This window comes from Pseudomonas stagnisoli, assembly GCF_048595745.1.
In the GTDB taxonomy this organism is placed as follows: Bacteria; Pseudomonadota; Gammaproteobacteria; order Pseudomonadales; family Pseudomonadaceae; genus Aquipseudomonas; species Aquipseudomonas alcaligenes_A.
Genome location: NZ_CP184361.1, coordinates 2,126,935 through 2,144,740, shown reverse-complemented (window position 1 = coordinate 2,144,740; position 17,806 = coordinate 2,126,935). Strand labels below are relative to the sequence as shown.

Genomic DNA, 17,806 nt, shown 5'->3' with positions numbered 1-17,806 from the left:
CCTTCCCCTCTCCCGTAAACGGGAGAGGGAAGCAAAGCATCGGAAACGAAAACGCCGCGCAATCGCGCGGCGTTTTCTTTACGGCCTCATAGACTCAGGCCGCCTGAGCCTCCTCGGCCGCCAACTCCTTGCCATGGGCAAAGTTGACCCACCAGCCGAAGGCGGCGGCAGTGAAGAACATGATGAAGCTGTAGATAGCCGCCGGTACCGCCATGGTCGGGTTGTTCAGCAGCATCGGGCTGAGCGCCAGGGCAATCGCCAGGGTTCCGTTGTGAATGCCGATTTCCATGCCGATGGCCACCGCCTGGCGGCGTGGCAGCTTCATCAGGCGCGGTACGCCATAGCCCACGGCCAGGCTGATCAGGTTGAACAGCAACGCGGCCAGCCCCACCACCGGCGCGTAATCCACCACGGTCTGCCAGTCTTTGACAAAGGCCAGCACAACGACCAGCACCAGGAACAGCGCGGAGATGATCTTCACCGGTTTTTCCATGACATTGGCGAAACCCGGCGCCAGCTTGCGGATGACCATGCCGATGGCCACCGGACCGAGCACAATGGCGAACACTTGCACCACCTTGGTGAACTGCAGGGGAATGGCCTGGTCACCCTCCATGAAGTAGGCCAGCGACAGGTTGACGATGAAGGGCATGGTGAGGATGGCCACCAGCGAATTGACCGCAGTGAGGGTCACGTTCAACGCCACGTCGCCGTGCGCCAGGTGGCTGTAGAGGTTGGCCGAGGTGCCGCCGGGCGAGGCCGCCAGCAACATCAGACCGACCGCCAGGGCCGGAGCGAGGCCAAAGCCCTTGGCGATGAAGAAGCACACCAGCGGCAGCAGCAGCAGCTGGCAGCCCAGGCCGATCAGTACCGGTTTGGGAAACTTCACCACCCGGGCGAAATCCGCCAGGGTCAGCGACAGGCCCAGCCCGAGCATGATGATGCCCAGGGCGATGGGCAGGAACAGGGTATTCAAGGCACTTGCGGTCATTCTTGTTGTTCTCCGGATCTCTCTAGCACGCGATTGTTGACGTACCGGCCAAGCCTTGTAACTGGCTTTTCAGGCCAAGGAAACGGGTTGTCGTAACAGAATGCAAAAAGGGCGCCTCAGGGCGCCCTTTTTGTCAGATGACGGTTGCTCCGCCATCGACCACCAGTGAATGGCCAGTGGTGAAGCCGGCGGCGTCGCAGCACAGGTAGAGCACCGCGGCGGCGATCTCCTCGACCTTGCCGATGCGACCGACCGGATGCATGGCGGCCACGAACTCGGCCTTCTTCGGGTCGGCTTCGGCGGCACGGCGGAACATGTCGGTGTCGATCACGGCCGGGCACACGGCGTTGACGCGGATTTTCTTCTTCGCATACTCCACGGCGGCAGACTTGGTCAGGCCGATCACCGCGTGCTTGGAGGCGGCGTAGATGCTCATCTTCGGCGCGGCACCGATGCCGGCGACGGAGGCGGTATTGACGATGGCACCACCGCCCTGTGCCAGCAGCAGCGGCAGCTGGTGCTTCATGCACAGCCACACGCCCTTGACGTTGACGCCCATGATGGCGTCGAACTCGGCTTCGCTGCCTTCGGCCAGCTTGCCCTTCTCGATCTCGATGCCGGCGTTGTTGAACGCATAGTCCAGACGACCATAGGCGCCCAGGGTGCGCTCCATGAGCACCTTGACCTCGGCCTCGCGGGTCACGTCGCAGCGCACAAAGACCGCTTCGCCACCGGCCTCGCGAATCAGCTGTACGGTGCCCTCACCGCCCGCCACGTCGACATCGGAAACCACCACCTGCAGGCCCTCGGCGGCGAATGCCAGGGCGGTGGCGCGGCCGATGCCGGCAGCACCGCCAGTGACCAGGGCTACTTTGCCGGAGAACGTCATGCTCATGTCTGCATCCTCGCAGGAGTTGAAATCCAGCGAAGTCTAGCCAGCGACGAAGACGCCGAGCAGCACTATCAGGGTGCGATGTGCAGGATCATCCACAAGAGTGATGAAGGCCACCAGCGCTTAATCACTCTTGTGGATAGAGAGCTCAGCGCAGCTCGGCGACGATGTCGGCCAGGGCCTGGGCCGGATCGGCAGCCTGGCTGATCGGGCGACCGATCACCAGATAGTCGGAGCCAGCGGCCAGGGCCTTGGCCGGGGTGAGGATGCGCTTCTGGTCATCGGCGCTGCTGCCGGCCGGACGAATGCCCGGAGTGACCAGCCGCAGGGCCGAATGGCTGGCCTTGAGCGCAGGCGCCTCCTGGGCCGAGCAGACCAGCCCGTCCATGCCCGCCTGTGCTGCCAGGCCGGCCAGGCGCAGCACCTGCTCCTGCGGCGCAATGTCCAGGCCGATGCCGGCCAGGTCCTGCTGCTCCATGCTGGTCAGCACGGTCACGCCGATCAGCAGCGGCTTGCGCCCGGCCAGTTTGTCCAGCTCCTCGCGGCACGCCGCCATCATGCGCAGGCCACCGGAGCAGTGCACGTTGACCATCCACACGCCCAGCTCGGCGGCAGCCTTGACCGCCATCGCCGTGGTGTTGGGGATATCGTGGAATTTCAGGTCGAGGAACACCTCGAAACCCTTGGCCTGCAGCGCCTCGACCACCGCCGGGCCGCTGCGGGTGAACAGTTCCTTGCCGACCTTGACCCGGCACAGCTGCGGGTCGAGGCGGTCGGCCAGGGCCAGGGCCGCATCGCGGGAAGGAAAGTCGAGGGCAACGATGATCGGGGTGGACATGGCGGGCTCACTGGCAAGTCAAAAACGCCGCGCATTGTAGCGGAAGCCACGCGCCAGGTCAGATCGCCTTGTCCAGCGCCAGCGCCGTGATGAACCCGGCCAGGGTGATCAACCCGGTCAGCGCATGGGTTTCGGCGAAAGCCTCGGGAATCATTGCATCGACCAGCATGCACAGCACCGCACCGGCCGAGAAGCCCAGGGCCACGGCCAGCCAATGCGGCGACAGGCCGGCGAACAGCCCCGGCCCGGCCATGGCGGCGCCCCCCGAAAGCAGCACGATGCCGCCCCACAAGCGGAAGACATAACGCCGGCTGCGTCCCTCGGCACGCAGACCGGCGGCGCTGGCCAGGCCTTCCGGCAGGTTGGAAAGAAAGATCGCCACCAGCAGCATCAGGCTGACCTGGCCGCCGTCGAGCAGGCCCAGGCCAAGGCCAAGGGACTCCGGAATGCCATCGAGAAATGCCCCGGCGGCGATCAGCAGCCCGGCCATATGGGCCTGGCCACCAGCCTCGCGGCCGCGCTGATGGCGCTCCTGGTGCTCTAGCCACTCGTTGGCGGCGACAAAGCACAGGCCACCGGCCAGCAGGCCCCACAGAGTCGGCGCCAGGCCGCCCAGGCGCAACGCCTCGGGAATCTGTTCAAAGCACAGCGCAGCGATCAGTACGCCGCTGCCATAGGCCATCAGCGCCGCCACCAAGCGCTGCGGCAGGCGCAGCAGCACGCCGAGCAGCGCCCCCAGCAACAGACTGCTGGCCGCAACTATTCCCCACAGGCCGGCCTGCGCCAGCATTCCCCAATCCATGCAGCCCCCACGCGCAGTAGCCGGTTAGACTGGTACCCCCTCAACCCTCAGGCAAGTGCGATGGCCCGTCTCCAGCTCGACTTTTCCCAGCAGCAGTTCCGCTACCAGACTCACATGACGGTGCGCAGCACCGACATCAATGCGGCCAACCACCTGAGCAACGATGCCATGATCTCGATGATCTCGGAGGCTCGGGCCCGGTTTCTGTTCGACCACGGCATTCGCGAAACCGCACAAGACGGCCCCGGCATCATCGTCACGGATCTTGCCACCATGTACCGCGCCGAGGCCCACGCCCGCGACCAGCTGCTGTTCGAGGTCGGCGTGATGGACTTCAACCGCTACGGCGGCGACATCATCTTCCGCATCACTCGCCCGCTCGACGCCACGCTGATCGCGCTGGCCAAATCAGGCTTCGTATTCTTTGACTATATCCAGAGCAAGGTCACGGCCATACCGGCCGAGTTCCAGAGCAAGTTCCCAGAAGTGAACTGGCTACCCTGAGCACACGCATCAAGGCGGTGCACCTTAAAACAGCACGCACCATCTTGAACCCAGGCAACCTCAGACACCCTGCCTCCTCCCCCGGTTTGCCGCCCTCCAACACATGGCCCAAGTCTTGCTTTAACCCCATCACAGGCATCCAACGGCGGTTGCCAACGATACGACAAAGGCGTCGCACCTCCTCCGCTCTCGCGGTCCGTGGTGCGGCGCCTTTTGCGTTTCAGCCCCAGCGCTTGGGGCGGTTGGCGCACCGCGATCCGGGCGCCAGCCGGTCACTCTCACAAACCTGGCTGTGGCTTCGGCCACGGGGCCGGGCGCCACAAGCGCCGGGCTTCTCCCGCCAGCCGCGCGGCGACGTGCCCACGATCACGTCGCCGCGCGGCTGGCGGGGCTCTAATTCGATGATGAGGTGTTGGATGAATACAAGTTTCTGGAAAGCCGGCCACGCACCGACGCTGTTCGCCGCCTTCCTCTATTTCGACCTGAGCTTCATGGTCTGGTACGTGCTTGGCCCGCTGGGCGTGCAGATCGCCAGCGACCTGGGCCTGACTACCCAGCAACGCGCCATGATGGTGGCCACGCCGATCCTGGCTGGCGCCGTGCTGCGCTTCCTGATGGGCCTGCTGGCCGACCGTACCTCGCCGAAGACCGCAGGCCTGATTGGCCAGGTAATCGTCATCGCCGCCCTGGCGGTGGCCTGGCAGCACGGCATCCACAGCTACGAACAGGCGCTGCTGCTCGGCCTGTTCCTCGGCTTCGCCGGCGCCTCCTTCGCCGTAGCCCTGCCACTGGCCTCGCAGTGGTACCCACCGCAGCATCAGGGCAAGGCCATGGGCATCGCCGGCGCCGGCAACTCCGGCACGGTGCTGACCGCCCTGTTCGCCCCGGGCCTGGCCGCCGCCTTCGGTTGGGGCAACGTGTTCGGCCTGGCGCTGATCCCGCTGGTGCTGACCCTGATCATCTTCGCCGGCGTGGCCAAGAACGCCCCCGAGCGCCCGGCGCCCAAGTCCATGGCCGACTACCTCAAGGCCCTCGGTGACCGCGATAGCTGGTGGTTCATGTTCTTCTACAGCATCACCTTCGGCGGCTTCCTCGGCCTGGCCAGCACCCTGCCTGGCTACTTTCACGACCAGTACGGTTTCGACCCGGTCAAGGCCGGCTACTACACCGCTGCCTGCGTGTTCGCCGGCAGCCTGATGCGTCCGCTGGGCGGCGCCCTGGCCGACCGCATCGGCGGCATCCGCTCGCTGCTGGTGATGTACACCTGCGCCTCGATCTGCATCGCCGCGGTCGGCTTCAACCTGCCCAGCGCCTACGCCGCCCTGGGCCTGTTCGTGGTCGCCATGCTCAGCCTGGGTGCCGGCAACGGCGCAGTGTTCCAGCTGGTGCCGCAGCGCTTCCGCAAGGAGATTGGCGTGATGACCGGGCTGATCGGCATGGCCGGCGGCATCGGCGGCTTCTGCCTGACCGCTGGCCTCGGCGCGATCAAGCAGTCCACCGGCGACTACCAGCTGGGCCTGTGGCTGTTCGCCAGCCTGGGTGTGCTGGCCTGGTTCGGCCTGCACGGCGTCAAGCTGCGCTGGCGCACCACCTGGGGCAGTGCGGCCGTCACCGCCGCCCGCGTCTGAGCCTTCCATGCCGGGCGCCCAGTGCGCCCGGCCTTGCTCACAGGACGGTTGCGACAAAGGCAGGGCTGGACGGGGCTCCCGCACTGGTCAGGAAAGGTGGAGTGGCGACACTCCTGGACGCCTCGGCGGCTCGGCCTTTGTCTCAACCGACTTGAATACCTCGGGCGCCTCGCGGCGCCCTTCGCACAAGAGAGCCCGCATGGCCCTGCAACTGAGCTTCGGCGAAGCCACTGCCACCGGCCCGCGCACGGAAAACCAGGACGCGATCCGCGTGGTCACCCCGGCGCCCGCCCTGGCCGCCAGCAAGGGCTACCTGCTGGCCCTGGCCGATGGTGTCAGCCAGTGTGCCGACGGCGGCCTGGCCGCGCGCGCCACCCTGCAGGCCCTGGCGCTGGACTACTACTCGACCCCCGAGACCTGGGCCGTGGCGCAATCGCTGGACCGCCTGCTGCTGGCGCACAACCGCTGGCTGCAGGCCGGCAGCGGCGGCCAGCCGCTGCTCACCACCCTCTCGGCGCTGATCCTGCGGGGTCGACGCTTTACCCTGGCGCATGTCGGCGATTGCCGCGCCTACCGCCTGCACCAGGGCCAACTGGAGCGCCTCAGCGAGGACCATGTGTGGGAGCAGCCGGGCATGCAGCATGTGCTCAAGCGTGCCCTCGGCCTGGACCAGCACCTGGTAGTGGACTACATGGAAGGCGAGCTGCGCGAGGGCGAACGCTACCTGCTGGTCAGCGACGGCGTATGGTCGACCCTGGGCGACACCGGCATCCGCAGCCTGCTGCGGGACGAGAGTGACCCGGCCGCCGCCTGCCAGGCGCTGGTCGCCGCTGCCCACCTGGCCGGCAGCCAGGACAACGCCAGCGCCGTGCTGGTGCAGGTCGACGCCCTGCCGGACAACGACCTGGCCGATACCCTGGCGCAGCTGCAACAGTGGCCGCTGCCACCCAGGCTGCGCGAGGGCCAGGGGTTCGAGGGCTGGCAGGTCGAGCGCCTGCTGGCCGAATCGCGTCAGTCGCTGGTGTACCGGGTGCGCGACGCCCAGGCCCGGCGCTGGCTGCTCAAGACTCTGCCGGCCAGCCGCCACGACGAGCCCCTGGCTGGTCCTGCCCTGCTGCTGGAGGAATGGTTCCTGCGCCGCGTGGCCGGCCGCCACTTCGCCGAGGCCCATCCACTGCCGCAGCGCCAGCACCTCTACTACGTGCAACGCGAATACGCCGGGCAGCCCCTGGAAGAACACCTGCGCCTGTCCGGCCCCCTGGGCCTGCCCGAGTGGCTGGACCTGGCGCCGCGCCTGCTCAAGGCCCTGGGCCTGCTGCACCGACGCAATATCCTGCACCGCGACATCAAGCCGGAGAACCTGCTCTGGTGCGACGACGGCGAACTGCGTCTGCTCGACTTCGGCCTGGCCTATTGCCCCGGCCTTTCGCGCGACGAGCAGCACAGCCTGCCCGGCACACCCAGCTACATCGCCCCGGAAGCCTTCGCCGGAGCCGCCCCGGATCGCCAGCAGGACCTCTACGCCGCTGGCGTGACCCTCTATCGCCTGCTCACCGGTCACTACCCCTACGGCGAGATCGAGGCCTTCCAGCACCCGCGCTTCGGCAAACCGACCGCCCCCAGCCGCTACCGCCCGGACCTTCCCGCCTGGCTCGACGACTGCCTGTTACGCGCCGTGGCGGCAAACCCCGAGGAGCGTTTCGAAACCGCCGAGGAGTGGCTGCTGGCGGTCGAACAGGGCGAGCGCCAGGCGCTCAACCTGCGCCCGCGCCCGCTGCTGGAGCGCGAACCGCTGAAGGTCTGGCGCGGCGTGGCGCTGGCTTCGCTGATGCTCAACCTGATCCTGCTGGTGGTCCTGCTGCAGGGCGGTTGAGCTCTGCAGCACGCACCACAACGACGCAGCATCGCCTTAAACGGGTGCGCAAAACCGCCAGAAAACCCGGCATAGAGCCGCTGAAAGCCGGAAAAACCGGGCTCCGATAGAGTTGGCACGGGGCCTGCAAATAACCATTCGACAGTACATAAAGGCTGCGCCCTCAACGTAGAGGGCACGGCCTCCCGATCGATCGGGACAAGGACAAAGGCGTCCTCGCTAGAGCACTAGCGGGACGCCTTTTTTGTTGCCGACAGTTTTTGCGATTTCACACAGGAGAGGACCGGCATGAACAAACTCAAGCTGGTGATGGTAGGCAACGGCATGGCCGGGGTCAGAACCCTGGAGGAGCTGCTCCGGCTCGCCCCGGACCTGTACGAAATCACCGTGTTCGGTGCCGAGCCGCACCCCAACTACAACCGCATCCTGCTCTCCCCGGTGCTGGCCGGCGAACAGAGCTTCGCCGACATCGTGCTCAACGGCATCGAGTGGTACCAGCAGCACGGCATCGACCTGCGCCTGGGGCGCAAGGTAGTGGCCATCGACCGCAAGAAGCGCGTGGTCACCGCCGACGACGGCAGTACTGCCCAGTACGACCGGCTGATCCTCGCCACCGGCTCCAACCCCTTCATCCTGCCGGTTCCAGGCAACCGCCTGGAGGGCGTGATCGCCTACCGCGACATCGCCGACACCGAGAAGATGATGGAAACCGCGCGCACTCACAGCCATGCGGTGGTCATCGGCGGCGGTCTGCTCGGTCTGGAAGCAGCCAATGGCTTGCGCCAGCGCGGCATGCACGTGACCGTGGTGCACCTGGCCGACTGGCTGCTGGAGCGCCAGCTCGACCGCACCGCCGGCGAGCTGCTGAAGCAGGCGCTGGAGGCGCGCGGCATCCATTTCCGCCTCAACGAACAGACCGAGGAACTGCACGACTATGGCAGCGGCCGGGTTCGCGCCGTGCAGTTCAAGAGCGGCGACACCATTCCCGCCGACCTGGTGGTGATGGCCGCCGGCGTGCGCCCCAACACCGAACTGGCGGAAAAGGCCGGCCTGCCCTGCAACCGCGGCATCCTGGTCGACGACTGCCTGCAGACCTTCGACCCGCGCGTTTACGCGGTCGGCGAATGCGCCAACCACCGCGGCATCGCCTACGGCCTGGTCGCGCCGCTGTTCGAGCAGGCGCAGGTCTGCGCCAACCATCTGGCCATGCTCGGCACCGCCCGCTACCAGGGCTCAGTGATCTCCACCAAGCTCAAGGTCACCGGCATCGAGCTGTTCTCCGCCGGCGACTTCATGGGTGGCGACGGCACCGAGACCATCACCCTCTCCGACCCCATCGGCAGCGTGTACAAGAAACTGGTGATCAAGGACGACGTGCTGGTCGGCGGCTGCCTGTACGGCGACACCCTCGATGGCAGCTGGTACTTCCAACAGATCCGCGAGGGCGTCGACATCGGCCGCATGCGCGACCACCTGATGTTCGGTCGCGCCAGCCTGGAGGCCGCCGGCCTCGCCGAGAAGGATGCCGCCCGTGCCTGAAGCGACCCTGCAAACCACAGCAGCCACCTGCTGCTACTGCGGCGTCGGCTGCGGCGTGCTGATCGAGCACGATGGCGAGAAGATCCTCGGCGTGCAGGGCGACCCCGGCCACCCGGCCAACTTCGGCCGCCTGTGCAGCAAGGGCTCGTCCCTGCACCTGACCGGCGACCTCGACGCCCGCGCCCTCTACCCCGAGCTGCGCCTGGGCAAGCATCTCGCCCGCGCCCGCAGCGACTGGGACAGTGCCCTCGACCACGCCGCCAATGTGTTCGCCGAGACCATTCGCGAGCACGGCCCGGACAGCGTCGCCTTCTACATCTCCGGCCAGCTGCTGACCGAGGACTACTACGCCTTCAACAAGCTGGCGCGCGCCCTGGTCGGCACCAACAACATCGACAGCAACTCGCGCCTGTGCATGAGCTCGGCGGTGGTCGGCTACAAGCGCAGCCTCGGTGCCGACGCCCCGCCCTGCAGCTACGAGGATATCGAGCAGGCCGACTGCCTGCTGATCGCCGGCAGCAACATGGCCTACGCCCATCCGATCCTGTTCCGTCGCCTGGAAGCGGCCAAGGCGGCGCGGCCCGAGATGAAGATCATTGTCGTCGACCCACGGCGCACCGACACCTGCGAGCTGGCCGACCTGCACCTGGCCATCGCGCCCGGCACCGATGTGGCGCTGTTCCACGGCCTGCTGCACCTGCTGCTGGCCAACGGCGACTACGACCCCGCCTACATCAACGCCCACACCGAGGGCTTCGAGGCCCTGCGCGGGCTGGCGGCCGACTACCCGCCGAGCGAAGTGGCGCGCCTGTGCGGCATCGATGTGGCCGACCTGCGTCGCGCCGCCGCATTGATCGGCCAGGCGCCGGCCTTTCTCTCGCTGTGGTGCATGGGGCTCAACCAATCCACGGCCGGCAGCGCCAAGAACAGCGTGCTGATCAACCTGCACCTGGCCACCGGGCAGATCGGCCGGGTCGGCGCCGGCCCCTTCTCTCTCACCGGCCAGCCCAACGCCATGGGCGGACGCGAAACCGGCAGCCTGAGCAACCTGCTGCCTGGCCACCGCGAGGCAGCCAACCCCGAGCACCGCGCCGAAGTGGCGCGCTATTGGGGCGTCGACAGCCTGCCGGAAAGCACCGGTCTGTCCGCCATCGAACTGTTCGAGGCGGTGCGCGCCGGCACGATCAAGGCCCTGTGGATCGCCTGCACCAACCCGGCACAATCGCTGCCGGACCAGCAGAAGATCCACCAGGCCCTGAGCCTGTGCCCCTTCGTGGTGGTGCAGGAAGCCTTCTTCACCACCGAAACCTGCAAGTACGCCGACCTCCTGCTCCCGGCCGCCAGCTGGGGCGAAAAGGAAGGCAGCGTGACCAACTCCGAGCGGCGCATCACCCATGTGCGCCGAGCCGTGCCAGCGCCCGCAGAGGCGCGGCCGGACTGGGCGATCGTCTGTGACTTCGCCCGCCGCCTGGAACAACAGCTCCGCCCCGGCCTGCCAAGCCTGTTCGACTTCGCCAGCGCACAAGCGCTGTTCGAGGAATACAAGCACCTGACCCAGGGACGCGACCTGGACCTCTCCGGTCTCAGCTACGCCATCCTGGACAACCAAGGTCCGCAACAATGGCCCTTCCCGGCCGGCGCCCAGCAGGGCACCGCGCGGCTGTACGGGAACGGCCTCTTCCCCACCGCCAACGGCCGCGCACGCTTTGTTGCCGATCCGTTCGTGCCGGGCCGGGAGCGCCCGGAGAGCGACTTCCCGCTGCTGCTCAACACCGGGCGCCTGCGCGACCAGTGGCACGGCATGAGCCGCACCGGCACCGCCGCACGGCTGTTCGGCCATGTGCCGGAAGCCGTGCTCGGTCTGCACCCGGACGAACTCAAGCGACGTGGCCTGCAGGCCGGCGAGCTGATCCAGCTGCGCAGCCGGCGCGGTGGCCTGATCCTCCCGGTGCAGGCCGACGAGGCCCTGCAGCCGGGCCAGGCCTACCTGCCGATGCACTGGGGCGACCGCTTCCTCAAGGGCCTGGGCACCAATGTGCTGACCCAGCCGGCGTTCGACCCGCTATCCAAGCAGCCGGAGCTGAAGCTCAGCGCCGTGCAGGTCGAGCGCGCCGACCTGCCCTGGCAGTTCTTCGCCCTGGTCGAGGGCGATGTGCAGCGTCGCCTAGAGGCCCTGCGCCCGCTGTTCGAGCATTTCGCCTACGCCAGCCTGGCCCCCACCGGCCGCGAACAGCGCCCGGCCCTGCTGATCCGCGCGGCCAGCGCGACGCCGCCAGGCGCCGAAACACTGTCCGAAATCGACGCCCTGCTCGGCGTCGATACCGGCCCGGTCATGGCCTATGACGACGCCAAGCGCAGCGTGGGCAAGCGTGTGCGCTTCGCGGACGGGCGCATCATCGCCGTGCGCCTGGCCGGTGAAGTCGCTGCCCGCGACTGGCTCAAGGGCCTGTGGGAACAGGGCAGCACCGACGCCGACCTGCGCCGCTGGCTGCTCGCCCCACTGCCGACGCCACCGGGCGGCGGCCTCAAGGCCAGCAAGGTGCTGTGCAACTGCATGAACGTCAGCCAGGACAGGGTGTGCGCCGGTATCGAGCGCGGCCTGGACCTGGACGGCCTCAAGCGCGAGCTGAAATGCGGCACCAGCTGCGGCTCGTGCGTACCGGAAATCAAGCGACTGCTGGCCACCCGTGTGGCGGCCGTCGCCGTGCAAGCCCGAGGAGTAGAAGCATGAGTGCAAAAGTCTGGCTGGTGGGCGCCGGCCCCGGCGACCCGGAGCTACTGACCCTCAAGGCGGTCAAGGCCCTGCAGCAGGCCGAGATCGTGATGATCGACGACCTGGTCAACCCGGCCGTGCTGGAACACTGCCCCGGCGCCCGCGTGGTGCCGGTGGGCAAGCGCGGCGGCTGCCGCTCCACGCCCCAAGCGTTCATCCACCGGCTGATGCTGCGCTATGCCCGCCAGGGCAAATGCGTGGTGCGCCTGAAAGGCGGCGACCCCTGCATCTTCGGCCGCGGCAGCGAGGAAGCCGACTGGTTGGCCGAACACGGTATCGCGGTGGAGATGGTCAATGGCATCACCGCCGGCCTGGCTGGCGCCACTCAGTGCGGCATCCCCCTGACTCTACGCGGCGTGGCCCGCGGCGTGACCCTGGTCACCGCCCACACCCAGGACGACAGCAGCCTCAACTGGCAGGCCCTGGCCCAGGGAGGCACCACCCTGGTGGTATACATGGGCGTGGCGAAGCTGGCAGAAGTGCGCGACAGCCTGCTGGCCGGCGGCATGCGCGCCGATATGCCGGTAGCGATGATCGAGAACGCCTCGCTACCGCAACAGCGCGAGTGCCGCAGCACCCTGGCAGCCATGCAGCAGGCGGCCACCGATTTTGCACTGAAGAGCCCGGCGATCCTGGTGATCGGCGAGGTGGCGGCGCAGCAGCAGATTCAAGCTTTGGCAGAGATTGCCTGATCCCCTTCGCTCCTGCGGAGTAGTGCTTCGCCCGGCCCTATGGCCGGGCTTTTTTTGGGCTATGTACCCGTTGATTGTTGAAAGGTTAGTCTGTCAGTGGGGGGATTGGACTCTAAAGCTGGGCGCTACTAAAACCGGAGGAGATGTAATCAGCTAAACAGTTGATAAACCTTTGCGCCCTGCTGGGACTGATTGAGCTGGACCAGTTCACCGGCCAGACGACGCTGTTCTGCCTGGCAGGTCAGGACCAGCTCGCGATAGAGGTCCAGCAACTCTTGCATACGCTCACGCAAGAGACTTTCGTCACGCACTGCGTCGACCATGGCCTCATCAACCGCCTGGCGGCATTGTGCATCTAGCTCACCTATGGCCTCCCAGTCGCGACGAGCGAGAGCATCACGCAGCGCGCTTCCGGTGGCCTCAAGCAGCTGGACAGATGAACTCATGGGCACTTCCTCTTCACAATCGCGGACGCTCAGTGGCTGATGGCATCCCAGCCCGACTTCACATTACGTAGCAGACCAGCCACTTCATCAATCAAGGCTACATCATTGCTCAGGTTAGCCTCGACCAAGCGAGAGATCATGTACTCGTAGAGGCGGTCGAGGTTGGCGGCAATTTCACCACCACTCTGAAGATTCAGCCCCTCACGCAGGCCGCCAATGATGCCAATGGCTTTACTGATGAGCTCACCTTTGGCTGCCACTTGCCCGTGCTGCATGGCGCCACGAGCTTGCGCCAAACGCGACAGCCCTCCCTCCATCAGCATCTGAATTAGACGATGCGGACTGGCATCACTGAGTTGAGCCTGAGTATTGACGGTTTGGTACTGCCGAAGGGCCGCCATTGCGTTCATGATTGCTCCACTGAACATTGCCTGGATACGTCTTTGTATCGGCAAGGCAGCCTCTCTCTTGAGAGGGCATGAGAGCAAAAAATGACTTACTCCGACGTAACAGCGGGTTCGACTTCCGGGCCGATTCCGTCCCAGGCAGACTTGAGCTGACTCAATAGCTTCTGCACTTCATCTAGGCTGCGCGGAGTCTCATCGAGCGCCACACCAGCCAAACGACGGGTCATATAGTCGTAAAGCGCATCGAGATTCTCGGCGATCTCGCCACCCAGATTCTTGTCCAGGCAGGACTGCAAAACACCGAGAATGGTGATGGTGCTGCCCACGGCCATGCCGCGAATCTCGATATCCCCCTCCAGTTGAGCCTGACGCGCCAGCAGAACTCGCTCCAATGCGCCATCCAGCAACATCTGTACAGCGCGATAAGGACTGACCTCCTGACTGGTTTTCACCTGTTTATAGGTGTCGATCGGCTTCTTGCTCATCATCAATCCTTCTTAACAAGGCCTGGCAGGCTGGCCAGTTGGTTACTCAGGCTCTCACTGGTTTTCTGGAGGCGGGAAACCAACTGATCCATGGCGGTATATTGAGCCACCAGGCGTTCCTGAATCTTGCTGACGCGCAGATCCAATGCTTTACGCTGCTCGTCTATGCCACCGGGACCGGTCAGGGTGCTCTGCAGCGCTTTGGTACGCTGATCAAATACTCCACCGGCCTTCAGGTACTCGCCGACATTTTTGTCCAGGCGCACCATAAGCCCCTTGTCACCCGTGAAGTAGTTGGCGACCTGATCAAACTTGGTGTCCAACGCCGAAGATAGCTTGGCGTCGTCAATTTTCAGCGTCCCGTCTTTCTGGGTGGTTATCCCCAGATCCGCAAGAGCTCTGGTGCCTTCCTCTCCTGTCATCTTGACGAGTTCGTTGCGCAACCCGGAGAGCAGGCCTCGAACGGTAGCATCTCCGACAAGAGCGCCGGTTACCGGCTTGGTGCCCTCTCCAACCTGCACCACTGCAGTCTGCTGGGCCGCGGTATTCATCAGCGAGTTGTAAGAGTCGACAAACTTCTGGATGTTGCTCTTAACGGAGCCCTTATCGACACCGATGGTGACGTCCACCGTCTTGCCGGCAGCCAGGTCACTGGCACTTTGAGCACTCGCCAGATTCAGTGTCACCCCATCGATCGCGGAGCTCACCGTATTGCTGGCGCTCACTACCTTAAGACCATCTACGAACAACACAGCCGACTGGGCTTTGGTAATGACACCTGCCGCGCCCGAAGTGGAGTTAGGCCCCGAGGACGTTGCGGTGACATCGCTGGCTGGATTCAGCGATGTCAGGGGATTGCTGGTAGGCGTACCGCCAGCCGCACTGGCAGTGAGTTCAAGAGACGTACCATTGGTGGAGTTCAATACTAGCCTGGAGCCAGCGACATCCGTCTCGATACTGGCTGAAACCCCCTGCCCAGTACCTGCCGAATTAATGGCATCTCGGACTGACTCGAGAGAGGAACCATCACTGATAGCCACATTGAGAGTCGAGGTACCGGCCTTGATGGCCAAGTTGCCACTTTGAAACAGAGTCGATGCAGGAGCACCACTGAACGCAGGCAGCTTGAGGCTGGCGGATGGCTGGAAAGCCTGAGAAGCCAGAGACACGGTGCCGGAGGTGACCCCATCTTCGGTAACAGCAACCTTGATGTCGTTACCCGCCCCCGTAGCGGTCGAGCTCAACACCAGACGTGACCCAGAAGCATCCGTCACTATTGTGGCGCTAATGCCCTTGTCCTTACCCGCAGCATTGATGCTGTCGCGCATGCCAGCCAGGGTATTGTTTGTCGCACTGACATTCACCTCGATACTGGTAGAGCCTGCCGAGATGGTCATCTTGCCGCTGCTGAACGTGGTGGATGCGTCAGCAGGAACCGACTGCAAACCCACTTTACTGCTGGTTGCCAGCTGCTGCACCTGCACGCTGTACTTGCCGGCAATGGCGGCAGAATCTGCCTTGGCACTCAGCACGGCACTGCTGCTGGATGACGCCGTGCGCGTGGAAAACAGCGAGGGCTTGTTGAGATTCTGAATAGCCGTTTGTAGACCACTCAGCGACCCCTTCAGCGTACCGAGCGCAGAGAATCGCGAGGTAGTCGCTTTCTCAAGACGGTCCAGCTGCTGAGTTTTCGGGGCTTTTTCGGCATTCACCAGTGCGGTAACAATGCTATCGATATCGATGCCTGTTCCAATACCCAGTATTCTAGCCATCTCTCACCTCGCCAAAAATATGACTCTAAACGCCTTGTGAGCGAATACAGTCAAAAGCCATGCCAATCAGGCTTCGGCTTTGAACAGCAAACTGCGCACTTCTTCCAGACTCTCCGCCAGTTGAAGCGCCTCTTCCGAAGGAATCTGCCGAATGATGTCTCCAGAGGATGCGTCGGTAACCTTCACCACAACCCTTCCTGAAGCATCCTCCAGAGTGAAGTTCACATTCCGTCGTACCGACTGAACAAACTCCTGGATGGTTGATACCGCAGACTCCACCTGCTCGCGAGACACAGCAACCTTCTCGCCCGCAGCCACCTGAGCCGCGGCTTCTTCTTTACCAACTTCAGCGCCGCCTACCTGCTGCTTCCGCTCATCCCCTGTGGGCGTGCGCCCGGGGACGATCGGATTCAGCGAATTCTTGATTGAGCCGACGTCCATAAAATTCTCCTCACAAAGAGGTAGCGGGGAGAAGAGCCAAGCCCTTCTCCCCGCAGTCTAGCGCCTTTGACCTTAGCCGAGCAGGCTGAGCACAGCCTGCGGCAGCTGGTTGGCCTGGGCCAGAATTGCGGTACCGGCCTGCTGAAGGATCTGATTCTTGGTCAGTTCCGAGGTCTCGGCAGCGAAGTCAGTATCGCGGATCCGGCTACGAGCTGCAGAGGCGTTCTCGGCGATGTTCTGCAGGTTCGAGATGGTGTTCTCGAAGCGGTTCTGCACAGCACCAAGCTGGGCTCGCTGACTGTCGATGTTGGAGATCGCTCCATTGATGATACCCAGTGCATCCTGAGCACCAGTGGAGGTGCTGATATCGATATCCTTCACCGCATCCAGCGAACTGAAGCTGCTTGCGCCGGCAGCACCTGCAACACCGGCACCCATACCAGTTACCTGGAAGGCATCCGGGGCCTCGAAGATCACCTGACCATCGACACGACCATCGTTGGTCGCACCACTGTTCAGGGTCGCGGCAGCGCCCACAGCGGAAGAACCATCGAAGTTGTAGGCCTGCAGAGAAGCAGTGGCAGTACCACTGATGGCGAAGTTATCAATCTTGATCGCATCGCCGCGGTCACTGACCAGCTCGACGTAGGAGCCTTTGGATACGGCGGAGATACCGGTCTTGCCGCTTTCCTTGTTGATGGCCTCAGCCAGAGCCGACAGGTCAGTGGTATCGGTGATCACTGCCGAGATGCTGGCGTTCTCGGTAGAGGTGGTCTTGCTGTTGGCGCCGTACAGATCGAAGGCAACCGAGCCAGAAGCGGAAATAGTGCCCAGGCGAGCAACGGTACGGGCGTTTGCAGTTACGCCAGTCTCATCACTCTTGGCGTTGATCGCTGCAGCCACCTCACCCGCCGAACCGCTGGCGGCGAAGGTCACAGCAGTCGGGCTGCTGTTCAGTTTGGAGTCGATGCTGAAGCCCGACGAGGTGTAGGCACTGCCGCTGGTGGCGCTGAAGGCGCCGCTGGTTACGGAGGCACCGCCACCGGACGTGGTGTAACGGTTTACACCGATACGGTCGGTAGAAGCAGAACCGATGGAAACGTTGATGTTCTCGTAGGCGTTGGCGCCTACCTGGAAGCTCTGCGAACCGAAAGAGCCGTCGAGAATCTTGCGGCCGCCAAAGCTGGTGGTATCCGCAATACGGTTCAGCTCCTGCTGCAGCTGGGAGACTTCGCCCTGCAGAGCGGCACGCTCGGATGCGCCGTTCGAGCCGTTGGCAGATTGCAGGGCAAGGTCACGCATACGCTGCAAAATGCCGGTGGACTGCTGCAAGGCACCTTCAGCGGTCTGCGCCAACGAGATACCGTCGTTCGAGTTACGAGTGGCTACGTTCAGACCATTGATCTGGCTGGTCAGACGGTTGGATATCTGCAGACCGGCAGCGTCGTCCTTGGCGCTGTTAATACGGAAGCCGGTAGACAGGCGCTGGAGGGAAGTATCCAGGCCTTTGGACGAGGTATTCAGGTTGCGCTGAGTGTTGAGCGACGCAACGTTAGTGTTGACTGTGAGGGCCATGGTGTATTCCTCCGAAGGACCTTGCTTACTGGTTTGCCTGAGTGTGCGACCAACGGGCCTGCTTGCTCAGGCGCCCAAAGTGTTCGCATTCGAAGAATTTATCGGCGCCTCACGTAGGAGCTTTAGCACTCCTTGAAATATTTTTTTC

At 64.3% G+C, this 17,806-nt stretch carries 15 protein-coding genes and 1 pseudogene; 6 read left to right on the top strand and 10 right to left on the bottom strand.

All coding sequences use genetic code 11. The annotated features are described in order from the left end of the window. Window positions 1–94 precede the first annotated feature (94 nt). From ACOAPY_RS10295 to ACOAPY_RS10280, 4 genes are all read right to left on the bottom strand, one after another. A complete protein-coding gene (locus tag ACOAPY_RS10295) occupies window positions 95–991 on the bottom strand; it encodes a bile acid:sodium symporter family protein (RefSeq protein ID WP_076429005.1) in 897 nt (298 codons plus the stop codon). A 133-nt stretch (window positions 992–1,124) separates the two neighbouring features. Further along, complete coding sequence (locus ACOAPY_RS10290; RefSeq protein ID WP_465156639.1) at window positions 1,125–1,886, bottom strand: SDR family oxidoreductase; 762 nt, start codon at window positions 1,884–1,886, stop codon at window positions 1,125–1,127. Between the two features lie 145 nt (window positions 1,887–2,031). Further along, window positions 2,032–2,721 carry an orotidine-5'-phosphate decarboxylase gene (gene pyrF, locus ACOAPY_RS10285; RefSeq protein ID WP_465156637.1) on the bottom strand — a complete coding sequence of 230 codons (690 nt, stop codon included), beginning with the start codon at window positions 2,719–2,721 and terminating at the stop codon, window positions 2,032–2,034. 58 nt (window positions 2,722–2,779) lie between these two features. Continuing rightward, a complete protein-coding gene (locus ACOAPY_RS10280) occupies window positions 2,780–3,511 on the bottom strand; it encodes a ZIP family metal transporter (RefSeq protein ID WP_465156635.1) in 732 nt (243 codons plus the stop codon). Between the two features lie 72 nt (window positions 3,512–3,583). On the opposite strand from ACOAPY_RS10280, the gene ACOAPY_RS10275 reads away from it, so the two are divergent. The 6 genes and pseudogenes from ACOAPY_RS10275 (at window position 3,584) to cobA (ending at window position 12,532) form a co-directional block, all read left to right on the top strand. Then, a complete protein-coding gene (locus tag ACOAPY_RS10275; RefSeq protein WP_076583386.1) occupies window positions 3,584–4,027 on the top strand; it encodes a thioesterase family protein in 444 nt (147 codons plus the stop codon). Window positions 4,028–4,443: 416 nt separating this feature from the next. Continuing rightward, window positions 4,444–5,655, top strand: a complete 1,212-nt coding sequence (locus ACOAPY_RS10270; RefSeq protein ID WP_465156633.1) for a nitrate/nitrite transporter — start codon at window positions 4,444–4,446, stop codon at window positions 5,653–5,655. 199 nt (window positions 5,656–5,854) lie between these two features. Continuing rightward, window positions 5,855–7,528 (top strand): protein kinase domain-containing protein, encoded by a 1,674-nt coding sequence (locus ACOAPY_RS10265; protein WP_465156630.1) that lies wholly within the window; start codon window positions 5,855–5,857, stop codon window positions 7,526–7,528. 288 nt (window positions 7,529–7,816) lie between these two features. Further along, window positions 7,817–9,058 (top strand): annotated as a pseudogene (locus ACOAPY_RS10260) (NAD(P)/FAD-dependent oxidoreductase); the annotation flags it as partial. 1 nt (window position 9,059) lies between these two features. Continuing rightward, on the top strand, window positions 9,060–11,798 hold the full coding sequence (locus ACOAPY_RS10255) for a nitrate reductase (RefSeq protein ID WP_465156628.1): 2,739 nt from the start codon (window positions 9,060–9,062) through the stop codon (window positions 11,796–11,798). Beyond that, window positions 11,795–12,532 carry a uroporphyrinogen-III C-methyltransferase gene (gene cobA, locus ACOAPY_RS10250; RefSeq protein WP_465156626.1) on the top strand — a complete coding sequence of 246 codons (738 nt, stop codon included), beginning with the start codon at window positions 11,795–11,797 and terminating at the stop codon, window positions 12,530–12,532. Before ACOAPY_RS10255 ends, cobA begins: the two co-directional genes overlap by 4 nt. Window positions 12,533–12,681: 149 nt before the next feature. On the opposite strand, the gene fliT is transcribed toward cobA, so the two are convergent. The 6 genes from fliT to ACOAPY_RS10220 form a co-directional block, all read right to left on the bottom strand. Next, complete coding sequence (gene fliT, locus ACOAPY_RS10245; protein WP_465156624.1) at window positions 12,682–12,978, bottom strand: flagellar protein FliT; 297 nt, start codon at window positions 12,976–12,978, stop codon at window positions 12,682–12,684. Window positions 12,979–13,007: 29 nt separating this feature from the next. Further along, complete coding sequence (gene fliS / locus ACOAPY_RS10240; protein WP_465156622.1) at window positions 13,008–13,388, bottom strand: flagellar export chaperone FliS; 381 nt, start codon at window positions 13,386–13,388, stop codon at window positions 13,008–13,010. An 86-nt stretch (window positions 13,389–13,474) separates the two neighbouring features. Further along, complete coding sequence (gene fliS, locus ACOAPY_RS10235; RefSeq protein WP_465156768.1) at window positions 13,475–13,870, bottom strand: flagellar export chaperone FliS; 396 nt, start codon at window positions 13,868–13,870, stop codon at window positions 13,475–13,477. 2 nt (window positions 13,871–13,872) lie between these two features. Then, window positions 13,873–15,642 carry a flagellar filament capping protein FliD gene (gene fliD / locus ACOAPY_RS10230; RefSeq protein WP_465156620.1) on the bottom strand — a complete coding sequence of 590 codons (1,770 nt, stop codon included), beginning with the start codon at window positions 15,640–15,642 and terminating at the stop codon, window positions 13,873–13,875. Window positions 15,643–15,708: 66 nt separating this feature from the next. Then, a complete protein-coding gene (locus ACOAPY_RS10225; RefSeq protein ID WP_465156618.1) occupies window positions 15,709–16,083 on the bottom strand; it encodes a flagellar protein FlaG in 375 nt (124 codons plus the stop codon). A gap of 72 nt (window positions 16,084–16,155) precedes the next feature. Continuing rightward, entirely contained in the window at window positions 16,156–17,658 is a 1,503-nt protein-coding gene (locus ACOAPY_RS10220) for a flagellin (RefSeq protein ID WP_465156616.1), read from the bottom strand. Window positions 17,659–17,806: the final 148 nt, after the last annotated feature.

Coding starts and splice junctions, on each gene's coding strand:
- ACOAPY_RS10225 (WP_465156618.1), bottom strand. CDS start 16,083: ATGGACGTCGGCTCAATCAAGAATTCGCTGAATCCGATCGTCCCCGGG.
- fliS (WP_465156768.1), bottom strand. CDS start 13,870: ATGAGCAAGAAGCCGATCGACACCTATAAACAGGTGAAAACCAGTCAG.
- fliT (WP_465156624.1), bottom strand. CDS start 12,978: ATGAGTTCATCTGTCCAGCTGCTTGAGGCCACCGGAAGCGCGCTGCGT.
- ACOAPY_RS10220 (WP_465156616.1), bottom strand. CDS start 17,658: ATGGCCCTCACAGTCAACACTAACGTTGCGTCGCTCAACACTCAGCGC.
- ACOAPY_RS10295 (WP_076429005.1), bottom strand. CDS start 991: ATGACCGCAAGTGCCTTGAATACCCTGTTCCTGCCCATCGCCCTGGGC.
- ACOAPY_RS10265 (WP_465156630.1), top strand. CDS start 5,855: ATGGCCCTGCAACTGAGCTTCGGCGAAGCCACTGCCACCGGCCCGCGC.
- pyrF (WP_465156637.1), bottom strand. CDS start 2,721: ATGTCCACCCCGATCATCGTTGCCCTCGACTTTCCTTCCCGCGATGCG.
- ACOAPY_RS10290 (WP_465156639.1), bottom strand. CDS start 1,886: ATGAGCATGACGTTCTCCGGCAAAGTAGCCCTGGTCACTGGCGGTGCT.
- ACOAPY_RS10270 (WP_465156633.1), top strand. CDS start 4,444: ATGAATACAAGTTTCTGGAAAGCCGGCCACGCACCGACGCTGTTCGCC.
- ACOAPY_RS10280 (WP_465156635.1), bottom strand. CDS start 3,511: ATGCTGGCGCAGGCCGGCCTGTGGGGAATAGTTGCGGCCAGCAGTCTG.
- ACOAPY_RS10275 (WP_076583386.1), top strand. CDS start 3,584: ATGGCCCGTCTCCAGCTCGACTTTTCCCAGCAGCAGTTCCGCTACCAG.
- fliS (WP_465156622.1), bottom strand. CDS start 13,388: ATGAACGCAATGGCGGCCCTTCGGCAGTACCAAACCGTCAATACTCAG.
- fliD (WP_465156620.1), bottom strand. CDS start 15,642: ATGGCTAGAATACTGGGTATTGGAACAGGCATCGATATCGATAGCATT.
- cobA (WP_465156626.1), top strand. CDS start 11,795: ATGAGTGCAAAAGTCTGGCTGGTGGGCGCCGGCCCCGGCGACCCGGAG.